The sequence below is a fragment of the Kocuria sp. CCUG 69068 genome, assembly GCF_020833785.1.
In the GTDB taxonomy this organism is placed as follows: Bacteria; Actinomycetota; Actinomycetes; order Actinomycetales; family Micrococcaceae; genus Kocuria; species Kocuria rosea.
Map to the genome: position 1 here is coordinate 1 of NZ_PDDL01000118.1, position 10,442 is coordinate 10,442.

The 10,442-nt window shown below is 74.8% G+C and carries 10 protein-coding genes; 7 read left to right on the plus strand and 3 right to left on the minus strand.

What is annotated here, in order from left to right:
• The coding region (locus CRM73_RS16340) for an ERAP1-like C-terminal domain-containing protein (RefSeq protein ID WP_229588514.1) at positions 1–531 on the plus strand (531 nt) is incomplete at its 5' end.
• A 112-nt stretch (positions 532–643) separates the two neighbouring features.
• Here the strand turns inward: CRM73_RS16340 and CRM73_RS16345 are convergent.
• Positions 644–847, minus strand: coding sequence for a hypothetical protein (locus CRM73_RS16345; protein ID WP_017834330.1), 204 nt, complete (start codon positions 845–847; stop codon positions 644–646).
• Positions 848–913: 66 nt separating this feature from the next.
• Positions 914–2,338 (minus strand): hypothetical protein, encoded by a 1,425-nt coding sequence (locus tag CRM73_RS16350; protein WP_136341423.1) that lies wholly within the window; start codon positions 2,336–2,338, stop codon positions 914–916.
• Positions 2,339–2,529: 191 nt separating this feature from the next.
• Here CRM73_RS16350 and CRM73_RS16355 point away from each other — a divergent pair, with 191 nt between their 5' ends.
• The 3 genes from CRM73_RS16355 (at position 2,530) to CRM73_RS16365 (ending at position 6,249) form a co-directional block, all read left to right on the plus strand.
• Positions 2,530–3,687: a hypothetical protein gene (locus tag CRM73_RS16355; protein ID WP_017834332.1), complete on the plus strand. Its 1,158-nt coding sequence runs from the start codon at positions 2,530–2,532 to the stop codon at positions 3,685–3,687.
• Positions 3,684–5,366 carry an AarF/ABC1/UbiB kinase family protein gene (locus CRM73_RS16360; RefSeq protein ID WP_017834333.1) on the plus strand — a complete coding sequence of 561 codons (1,683 nt, stop codon included), beginning with the start codon at positions 3,684–3,686 and terminating at the stop codon, positions 5,364–5,366. Before CRM73_RS16355 ends, CRM73_RS16360 begins: the two co-directional genes overlap by 4 nt.
• Positions 5,367–5,541: 175 nt before the next feature.
• Entirely contained in the window at positions 5,542–6,249 is a 708-nt protein-coding gene (locus CRM73_RS16365; protein WP_229588516.1) for a BTAD domain-containing putative transcriptional regulator, read from the plus strand.
• A gap of 46 nt (positions 6,250–6,295) precedes the next feature.
• Here CRM73_RS16365 and CRM73_RS16370 read toward each other — a convergent pair whose 3' ends face one another.
• Entirely contained in the window at positions 6,296–7,690 is a 1,395-nt protein-coding gene (locus CRM73_RS16370) for an aldehyde dehydrogenase (protein WP_109222741.1), read from the minus strand.
• A gap of 221 nt (positions 7,691–7,911) precedes the next feature.
• On the opposite strand from CRM73_RS16370, the gene CRM73_RS16375 reads away from it, so the two are divergent.
• The 3 genes from CRM73_RS16375 to CRM73_RS16385 all read left to right on the plus strand — a co-directional run.
• Entirely contained in the window at positions 7,912–8,613 is a 702-nt protein-coding gene (locus CRM73_RS16375) for an SDR family oxidoreductase (RefSeq protein ID WP_017834336.1), read from the plus strand.
• A gap of 181 nt (positions 8,614–8,794) precedes the next feature.
• Positions 8,795–9,469 (plus strand): hypothetical protein, encoded by a 675-nt coding sequence (locus tag CRM73_RS16380; protein ID WP_017834337.1) that lies wholly within the window; start codon positions 8,795–8,797, stop codon positions 9,467–9,469.
• A gap of 143 nt (positions 9,470–9,612) precedes the next feature.
• Positions 9,613–10,442 (plus strand): oxygenase MpaB family protein (locus CRM73_RS16385; RefSeq protein WP_255662996.1); only part of this gene is annotated, 830 nt, incomplete at its 3' end.

Sequence of the window (10,442 nt, forward strand, 5' to 3'; positions counted from 1 at the left end):
TCGGACCTGCGCTGGGCGCTGTGGACGGCGCTCGCGGCCACCGGCCACGGCGAGGACCCCGTCCTGGACGCCGCCCTGGAACGGGAGCGCGCCGCCGACCGGACCCGCACCGGGCAGGTCGGCTGGGCCCGGGCCCGCGCCGCCCGCCCGCTCCCCCGGGCCAAGGCGGAGGCCTGGGACGCGATCACCGGTGACGAGCTGTCCAACGACCTGCTGAGCGCCACGGTCGCCGGCTTCCAGCTGGGCCCGGCGGAGCTGGTGGAGCCGTACCGGGAGCGGTACTTCGCCATGCTGGAGGAGGTGTGGGCGCGCCGGTCCATCGGGATGGCCACCCGCATCGTGCAGGGGCTCTACCCCGCCGGCGCCGATCTCGAGCCGGGGCACGACCCCGAGCACCACCCGGTGCTCGCCCGCACGGAGCTGTGGCTGAGCAACCACGCCGGGGCGCCCGCCGCCCTGCGCCGGATCCTGGTCGAGGAGCGGGACCACCTGCTGCGGGCGCTGCGGGCGCAGGCGGCGGCGCGCCCCTGACCCCCGCACGCCGAGGCCGGCCCCGGGTCCTCCGGGCAACAGCAGTCCCCCCGGTGCGCACCGGGGGGACTGCGACGGTCCGGGGGACCCGGCGGTTCCGGGCGGCGCGGGCTCAGGTGGCGGGGCGCCCCGAGCGGCGCAGCACGCGGTCGACGGCGCGCTGGGCGTCCTCGTTGGACTTGAAGACCCGCCGGTCGAGGCTCTGGCCGAGCGACATCGACGAGTTGCCCAGCTGCAGCAGGTTCACCTTGGAGTCGTTGCGGTGCTCGCGGCGCGGCTGGGGCGCCTGCGGACCGGTCCGGGCGTCATAGGCCATGGTGGATCCTTTCCGTGACACCTCCAGTGTAGGAGGCCGCCGCCCCACTGAACAGAGCGCCGCCGGTCATCGGCCGTGCCGCCGCGCCCGGGACGTGAACCAGCCCCGGTCCACGGACCGCCGCACCCACCAGGTGCGCGCCACGAGCACGAGGGACAGCACGTGCAGCAGCACGAGCACCGACCAGTACGCCGCGGCCGCCACCGGGGTGAAGGGGACGGAGGCCGCGCCGGCGAGCATCAGCATGACCAGCGCCTCCAGGTTCAGCGCGTAGCGCAGGGGGCGCATCACGCGCACGGAGATGTCGTGCTCGGGCTGCCGGTTGATCCAGGACAGCAGCACCGCCACCACGGACATCACGATCGAGGCCGCCGCGGAGGGCACCTGCCAGCCCGGCCCCAGGACGTGCTCCCGCACGGTGGCGACGAGCCCCACGAGCAGGAGGACCGCGGTGATGAGGCTGACCGCCACGGAGGCGAACGCCGTGATCCCCTGCCGGGCCGGCAGGATCACCATCTCGCAGAAGGCGTCGTCGAACCGGGACGTGGGCCGCAGCGCCAGGTGGCCGCGCACCGCCCCGGGCCACCGCCGCACGGCGCGGTCCTCGGCGAGCACCCGGTCCACCGCCCGGTGCGAGCCGCCCGGCCCGCCGGGGCGCCCGCCCTCGTGCGAGAGGACCGTGAACTCGTGCAGCCGGACCTCCGGGGGCACCGTCAGCTCCAGGTGGAAGCTGCGGCAGGACGCGAGGTCGTGCAGGCCGACCCGACCCACCCAGGGCATCCAGCAGTGCCGCAGCCGGTCCCGGGCGCGCGGTCTCCGGCCGGCGGCGTACTGCTCGTCCATCGAGTACTTGAGCACGAGCCGGCGCCCCGCGAACTCGGCGGGCAGCGCGAAGGTCAGCAGGAAGCCGCGGGCCAGCTGGTCGGCCACGGTGGTGAACAGGGCGAGGTCGGCCTCCCAGTGCTCGGCGTCCTCCGCCGGCAGCCGCCCCCGGTCGACGAGCTCCTGGACGACGGCGCGCAGGTGCTCGCAGTAGGCCCAGAACCCGTCGAGGGCGTCCTCCACGAGCAGCTCGGGGGCGTGCACGATCGCCGGGACGTGGTCGTCCGCCAGGACGGCCGCCTCGGCCAGCGGCAGCTGCTCCGGGATCAGTCCGCGCAGCAGCAGCTCGGCGAGCGCCCCGTTGTCCTCGGTGCTGAGGACCGGGACGGGGTCGCCCTGGCAGACGGCGTCGAAGTTGCGCAGGGGCTGCTTGGCCTGGATGGTCACGGGCACCAGCAGCCGGCCGGCGCCGTCGGCCGGCCACGGGGCGCGCACGGCGAGGTCGACGTCGAGGGAGACCTTCCGGCGGGTGACCCCGTCGGGGCTCATCAGCACGGACTCCACGCGCCGGTGGATCCAGTCGCCGGGGCTGAGGAAGAGCGTGCGCAGCACGTCGACGTCCACCGCCGGGCGGTCCGGCTCGGGCGGGAGGTCCTGGCCCTGGGGCATCCGCGCGCCTCCTTCGGGGGTCCCGGTCCGGCTCTCGTCCCGGGCGGTCACCGGGGCCCGCCCGGTGTCCTGATCGGCCATCATTGCACCAGTCAGCGCGGACACCGTACGGGCCCGGCGGTGGACCGGGCGTCACGGGAATCGTGAGAAGCTATTGACGACTTGATGCCCCAGCTCCATCGAGGGAGACCATGACCGACTACGCGCTCAACGACCGCGGCTCTCTGGAGATCGTCACGGAGAACTTCTACGACACCGAGATCATGCGGGTGTTCGGCGGTCTGTCCTTCGGCAAGCTGCGCACCTGGACGGGCAACGCGGCGCTGGTCCCGGAGCCGGACAACCCCTTCGACCCCCACACCGTCTCGGTGCGGATCGGGCCCAACAAGATCGGCCACCTCGCCCAGCAGGACGCGCAGCGGTACTGGCCCTACCTCGCGCGGGTCATCGCGTCCGGCTACACGCCGGTGGCGCCGCTGAAGCTGGAGGCCACGGTCCTGCGCCAGGACGGGCAGGCGGAGGTCGACGCCGCGGCGCGGCTGTCGATCGCGGCCCCGGACCTGCTGTTCCCGCTCAACACGCCCCCGGCGCAGGCCGCGGTGCTGCCGCAGGGCCCGTCGATCAAGGTCCTGGACGAGCAGGAGTTCGCCGAGTACCTGCACAGCGTCATCCCCCCGTCCGGGGAGGGCCGCGTGATGCTGACCCTGGAGACGAACAAGGTCCGCAACCACCACGGGCAGACCCTGGACATCGTCGACGTGCTCTACGAGCGCCGCCAGGTGGGCCGGCTCTCCACCCAGATGTCCCAGCAGTTCATCCCGATCATCGACCACGCCTTCCAGCAGGAGAAGCTCACCGCGGTGTGGGGCACCATCCGCGGCTCGGCCTTCGAGGTCTCGATGACCCTCCAGGCCGCGCGTCCGGAGGACATCCCCGCGGAGTGGTTCGAGCAGCTGCCCAACGACGTCCCCGAGCTCCTGCCGCCCGGCGGCAGCTTCCCCGTCCCGGACGCCTACGTCCCGGCCGAGGCCGACCGCTCGCGCAACGCGAAGAAGTGGCGCAAGGGCCTGGCCGTCTCCGCGGCGGGGTCCGGGGGCGCGGAGCGCGCCGGGCACGACGACGACGTGTCCGCTCAGCGCTCGTCCGCCGGCCCGGGGACCGGCGTGCTCGGCCGGGTGCACGTGGCCGTGTGGACGCTGCTGGCCATGACCGTGCTGCTGGGCGGGGTGGGCGTGGTCTTCCTCGGCATCGAACCGCTGGTGAGCGCGCTGTGCTTCATCGTGGCCGTCGCGACCGGCTTCATGTCCTTCTACCTCGCCCGGATGAGCACCGGAGCGGCCCGCCGATGATCAGCCGCCGGGAACGCTTCCTCCAGATCCTCGAGGTCCTCTCGAAGCACGGCTTCGGCTTCGCCCTCGGCGGGATCAAGGAGGAGTGGCGCGCACCGCTGGCCCGGGTCCGGCTCATCGACCCCGACAAGCTCTACAGCCAGCCGGTCCACCTGCGGCAGGCCCTCGAGGAGCTCGGTCCCACGTTCGTGAAGCTCGGCCAGGTGGTCTCGACCCGGCCGGACCTGCTGCCGCCGCGGTACGTGCAGGAGCTGACCCGGCTGCAGGACAGCACGCCCCCGGTGCCGCCGGAGCGGATCCGGGCGATGATCGAGTCGGAGCCCGACTCCGCCGCCGAGGAGATCCTCGCCGAGATCGACCCCGTGCCGCTCGCCACGGGCTCGATCGGCCAGGCGCACGCGGCCGTCTACAAGGGGGTGGACGTCGTCGTGAAGGTGCGCCGCCCCGGCGTCGTCGAGGAGGTCAACCGCGACCTCGAGATCCTCGCGGAGCTGGCCAAGCTGCTGTCCACCTACTGGCCGGCGGTGCAGCACTTCGACCTCGTGGGTCTGGCGGACGAGTTCGCCCAGTCCCTGCGGGACGAGCTGGACTACCTCACGGAGGCCCGCAACGCCCAGCGGATGGCCGAGAACTTCAGGGGCGACCCCCGGGTGCACGTCCCGGAGATCTTCTGGGAGGCCTCGACCTCCCGGATCCTCACGATGGAGCGGATCCGCGGGATCAAGATCAACGACTACCCCGCCCTCGAGGCCGCCGGGCTCGACCGGCACCTGCTGGCCGTGGACTCGACCGAGGCCATCTGCCGGATGATCTTCGAGCACGGCTTCTTCCACGCGGACCCGCACCCCGGGAACCTCTTCGTGGAGACCGGCGGGCGGATCGGGATCATCGACTTCGGGATGATGGGCACCCTCACCGACGAGTTCCGGGACCACCTGGTGACCCTGATGCTCGGCGTGGTGCAGGAGAACCCGCGGCGGGTCGCCGCGGGGCTGCTGGGGCTGACCTCGCAGGAGCTGGACGTCAACAAGAAGGACCTCGAGCGGGACGTGGCGATCCTGCTGCGCCGCTACGCGAACAAGCCCCTGCACGAGGTGCGGGTGGGCCACCTGATGGGCGACCTCATCGGGATGCTGCGCCGCTACCGGATGCACCTGCCGCGCGAGTCCGCCCTGTTCCTGCGGATGCTCGTCACGGCGGAGTCCGTGGGCACCGGCCTGGACCCGGAGTTCGACCTCGTCTCGGTCCTCGCCCCGTACGCCCAGCGGTTCGTGCTGCACCGGCTCTCCCCCGAGATCCTGGCCAAGCGGGTGCGCGACATCCTGCAGGACGCGGTGCAGATGGGCGTGGAGGCCCCCGAGTACCTCCGGCGGCTCATCGTGGTGCTGGAGCGCGGCGGCTTCGACGTCCACCTGCGCGCCGACGAGTTCGAGCCGCTGCTCAAGCGCGGCGAGAAGATCGGCCACCAGGTGGTGGCCGGCGCGGTGATCGCCGCGTCCATCAACGGCATGGCCCACATCCTGGCGTCCGACCCGGAGCGGTGGCGGAAGTTCCACACCCCCCTGATCGCCGGCGGCGCGACCACCGTGGGCACGCTCACCGGCTATCTCGTGCTCTCCACCAACGTGCCCAAGGTCCGGCGCCTGGCCAACACCATCCGGGTCCGCCGCCGCTTCTGAGCCCCGGCGGGGCGGCCCGCCGGGCCCCCGCCGCGCGGGGACCCGGCAGGGACCCGGCACGGACGCACTCGCGGCGGGGCACGACATCCCGTTGACTTCCCCCACCCCGCGGCAGAGCATGGCGGTGAAACCCGGGCGCGGACGTTGTGCCTGGTCAGCCGGGGGGAGCGGGATCATGGGCGAGCGGAGGCCGATCACGCTGCGCCTGCTGGGGAGCTGGGACCTCGCCGTGCAGGGCGCCCCGGTGCACACCGGGGCGCGGCAGCAGCGGCTCCTGGCGGCGCTGGCGGTCCACGGCCCCCGGTCCCGGCACTACCTCGCCGGCCTGCTGTGGCCGGAGTGCCCGGAGGACCACGCGCTCGGCAGCCTGCGCGCGGCCGTCTTCACCCTGTCCCGGCGCGTGCCGGGGGCCCTCGCGGGCCGCGGCGGCGACCTCGCGCTCTCCGGGGCGGTGGACGTGGACCTCCACCGTCTGCTCGAGCTGGTCGTGCGCCCGGTGGCGTCCTGGTCCGCCGAGCGGGACGACGCCTGGGTGCTGGACCGCCCCCGGATGGCGCTGCTGCCGGGCTGGTACGACGACTGGGTGGTCGAGGAGCAGGCCCGGCTGCAGGAGCTCTACGTCAACGCCGTGGAGGAGCGGGCCGAGCTCTGCCTGGTCCGCGGGGAGGTCCACCACGCCCTCGCGCTGGCCCGGACGGTCCGAGACGCCGCTCCCCTGCGCGAGAGCGCCGTGCGCCTGCTGCTCCGCGCCCACCTCGCTCTCGGCAACGAGGCCGAGGCCCGGCGGGCTTTCCAGGAGTACCGCTCGGCCCTCGCGGCGGAGCTGGGCGAGCAGCCCTCGGACCGGGTCCGGGGGCTGCTCGAGCCACGGCGCCGGCGGTGAGGACCCGGGTTCCGCGGCCCGGGCCCACGGGGGCCGCGGCCAGTGCTCAGCCGGCCGCGGGCGGCATCTCCAGGTGCACGACCTTCACCTGGGTCATCTCGTCGAGGAGCTCGGGGCCGTAGCCGAAGCCCGCGCCGGACGCCCGCCGCGGCTGCGCCGCACCGCCCGGGGCGCCGCCGAAGACGTTGTTGACCTTGAGCGTGCCCACGGGCAGCTCGGCCACGGCGCGCTGGGCGTGGGCGATCCGGCCGGTGAGCACGGTGGCGGCCAGCCCGTAGCGGTCGGCGGCGGCCAGCCGGAGCCCCTCGTCGAAGCTGTCGACGACCTGGACCGGCGCCACGGGCCCGAACGTCTCCTCGGTCATCACGGCCATCGCGGGGGTGCACCCGCGCAGCACGGTGGCCGGGTAGAACGCGCCGGGGCCCTCCGGGACCTGGGCGCCCTCGAGCACGACCGCCCCCTGGGCGACGCTCTCGGCGACCTGGCGGTGGACCTCCTCGCGCAGCCGCTCGTCGACCAGCGGCGCGAGCGTGCCGTCGGTGTTGCGCCGGCGCGCCTCCTCGGCGAGCGCCTCGAGGAACGGCTCGGCGACGCCGCGGTGGACGTAGATCCGCTCGACCGCCACGCAGATCTGGCCCGAGTTCGCGAACGCGCCGAGGGCGGCCTGCCCGGCGGCCCAGACGGGGTCGACGTCGTCGTCGACCACCAGGGCGTCGTTGCCGCCGTTCTCCCGGACCACGTGGGCGCCGGTGCCGACCGCCGCGCGGGCGATGGCCTCCCCCGTGGCGGTGGAGCCGACGTGGGCGAGGACGTCGACGCCGGGCAGCGCCGTGAGCAGCTGCCCCACGGCGGCGCCTCCGGTGACGGTGCCGAGCACGCCGGCCGGCAGGACCCCGGCGAGGATCTCCCCGAGGCGGGCTCCGAGGTGGGGGCACCGTTCGCTCGGCTTGTGCACCACGGTGTTGCCGGTGACGATCGCCGCGCCCAGCAGGCCCGCGGCCACGGCCACGGGGTCGTTCCACGGGGTGAGGGCGACGACGACGCCGCGCGGCTCCGCGACCGTGTAGTCGGCCGCGAGCACGCTGCCGCGCAGGCTGTGGCCCCGGTGCACCGGGCCGAGCTCGGCGTACTGGTGGAGTGTGCCGACCCCTGCCATGACCCCGCCCAGGGACTCCTCGACGGGCTTGCCGGTCTCGCGGGCGTTGAGCGCGGCGAGCTCCTGGGCGTGGGCGGCCAGGCGGTCGGCGGCCGCGCGCAGGGCCTTCCCGCGCTCCTCGGGGGCGGTCCGGGCCCAGTCCCGGGCGGCGGCGCGGGCGGTCTCGACCGCGGCCCGCACCTCCTCCTCCGTGGCGGCGGCCAGGGTGCCGACCGTGGACCCGTCCCGCGGATCCTGCACGGTCAGCTCGGTCGTCGGGGCGGTGGCGGGTGCTGCGGTGGTCATGGAACTCCTTCTCCGTGCGGGCGGGCGTCCTCCGGCCGTGCGGGTGCGGACACCCCGGGGGCCGTCCTGATGAGCATACTGATGAACGGCTCGGGAGCGGCTACGGTAGCAGGGCCAGGCCGCCGCACCCGCGGCGCCTGCCCCCTGTTCCGACGAGGAGCAGCACGCCCGCCCGCGGCACCGGCCGTGGGCGCGGCCGTGTCCAGCAGAGAGGAAGTTGCATGAGTCTCCAGCCCACCAATCCCGGCCGGGTGCTGATCACCGGCGGTGCCTCCGGGCTCGGCGCCGCCGTGGCGGAGGCGGTCCGCGACAACGGCGGCACCCCCATCGTCCTGGACCGGGACATCAGCACGCTCACCGGCGTCACCGCCTACGAAGTCGACGTGGCGGACACCGCCGCGGTGACCGAGGCGGTGCGCCGGGCCGTGACGGACGCCGGCGGTCTGGACGCGGTCGTCACCGCGGCCGGCATCGACCGCTGCGGCCGGCTCGAGGACGTGGCGAGCACCGAGTGGGAGAAGGTCGTGCAGGTCAACCTGTTCGGCACCGTGTCCACGGTGCGTGCGGCGCTGCCCGCCCTGCGGGAGTCCCGGGGGCGGGTCGTCACCGTGGCCTCCACCCTGGCGCTGAAGGGCGTCTCGGACGCGACGGCGTACTGCGCCTCCAAGTTCGGGGTGCTGGGCTTCACCCAGGCCCTCGCCGCGGAGCTCAAGGGCGAGGTCGGCGTCACCCAGCTCATCCCGGGCGGCATGAAGACACGCTTCTTCGACGACCGGGACGAGCAGTACAAGCCGCAGGACGACTCCCAGCTCAACGATCCGGAGAACGTCGCGAACGCCGTCCTGTTCGCCCTCGGCCAGCCCCACGGGTGCGAGATCCGCGAGCTGTTCGTCGCCCACGCCGAGGAGGGCTCCTGGCCCTGATCGGCCCTGCGCACGGAGGGACGGCCGGGCCGGACCGCGGAAACGCCTCCGGCCCGGCCGTCGCCGCTGGTGAGGGCACGATTGTCCCCACAACGGGCGACGGGTCGGGCGCGGGCAGATCATGACTGCGCATCTAGACTGATGACCTCTCCCCGACCGCACAGGAAGGCCTGACGTCAGCGTGGACTCCCCCCTCGACACCACGGTGGCACGCGTCCCGATCACGGTGCGCTGCCTCGACGAGCACGGCCGGCCCGTGCGCCTCTCGGCGCGCACGCTCGGCCGCGGCTCCACCGACCTGCAGGACCTGCTGCGCCGGGCCTACGCCGCCGTCCGGGAGGACTGCCCCGCCGAGACCGTCACCGTCTCCTTCCTGGAGGACTGCCGGGGCAGGCTGCAGCTGGAGTACCTGGTGGTCGACCGCACCCGTCCGAGCCGCTGGCGGCGGAACCGCGAGCGGGGCCGCGCGGAGGACGTCCGGACGGCGCTGACGGAGGCGACCATCGTCGTGACCCTCGCGGTCGAGGCCGTCGGGGCGGTCGCCGCCGCGTCCACGGCCCGGTGGTCGGAGGGCGACACCCCCGACTTCGCCGACCTGGTCCTCGACGGCGCGCGCACCGTCCGGCTGCCCGGCGCCGTGCGCGACCTGCTCGGCGACGACGCGGTGCTGGAGCTGCTGCGGGGCACCATGGCGATGTTCCTGGACGACGACGTCGAGCAGCTGGTCATCGGCAAGGACCCCGAGCTGCCCGGCCGCTACCAGGAGACGGTGGTCACCCGCTCCCCCGCCCTCGTGCGCTTCCTCCGGGGCGGGCCCCTGGCCGGACTGGTCCCCGGGGGCTCCGAACGGCCCTGAGCTCCCGGCCCTGCCCGCTGCGGCCCCGCCCCGGTGGCGGATCCGGGCGCGGTCCTGCGCGGCGCGCCGCCGCGGATGTCGGAGGCGGCGGCCATGATGGGCCCGACCGGTCACCGGGACGGAAGGGGCTCGACGTGGGACTGATGGCGCCGCTGCAGGACAGGCTGCGCACGACCTTCGCCGGACAGGCGGACCGCGTGCCGGAGTGGGAGCTGGCGCTGGCCGACGGCCAGGACGCCGGGCACTTCCGGCCCGGTTCGGCGGTGTGGGCCGTGCACGGGTCGATGGCGACCATCCCCGCGGGCGTGCGCGCCCTGCTCACCCAGGCCCTGCACCCGGGGGCGCTGGCCGGCGTCGTCGAGCACTCGGACTACCGGAGCGACCCCCTGGGGCGCCTCGCCGGGACCATCCGGTGGATCTTCACCGTCACCTACGGGGACACCACCGCCGCGCACCGGGCCTCGGCGCACGTCCGCCGGATCCACGACGGCGTGCGCGGCACCTACACCGGGGCCGACGGCGTGCGGCGCCCGTACTGCGCGAACGACCCCGAGCTCGCCGAGTGGGTCCACCTGGCGTTCACGGACGCGTTCCTGCGCTCCCACCAGCGGTGGGGCGGGACGATCCCGGGCGGGCCGGACGCCTACGTGCGGGAGTGGGCCGTGGCGGGCCGGCTGATGGGCGTGGAGCGGCCGCCGCGCTCCGAGGCCGAGCTGGACGAGCGCCTCCGGTCCTTCGGCCCCCGCCTCGCCGGAGGCCCGCGCGTGGACGACGTCGTGGCGTTCCTGCGCCGCCCGCCCCTGGACCCCGTGCTGCTGCCGGGCTACCGGGCCCTGTTCGCCGCCGTCGTGGACTCGCTGCCCGGGGACCGGCTGGACCTGCTCGGTCTCGAGCGTCCGCGGCTGGGCCCCGTGCCGCTGCCCACGCGCAGCGCCGCCGGGCTCACCCTGGCGGTGGTCGGCCGCGCCCTCGG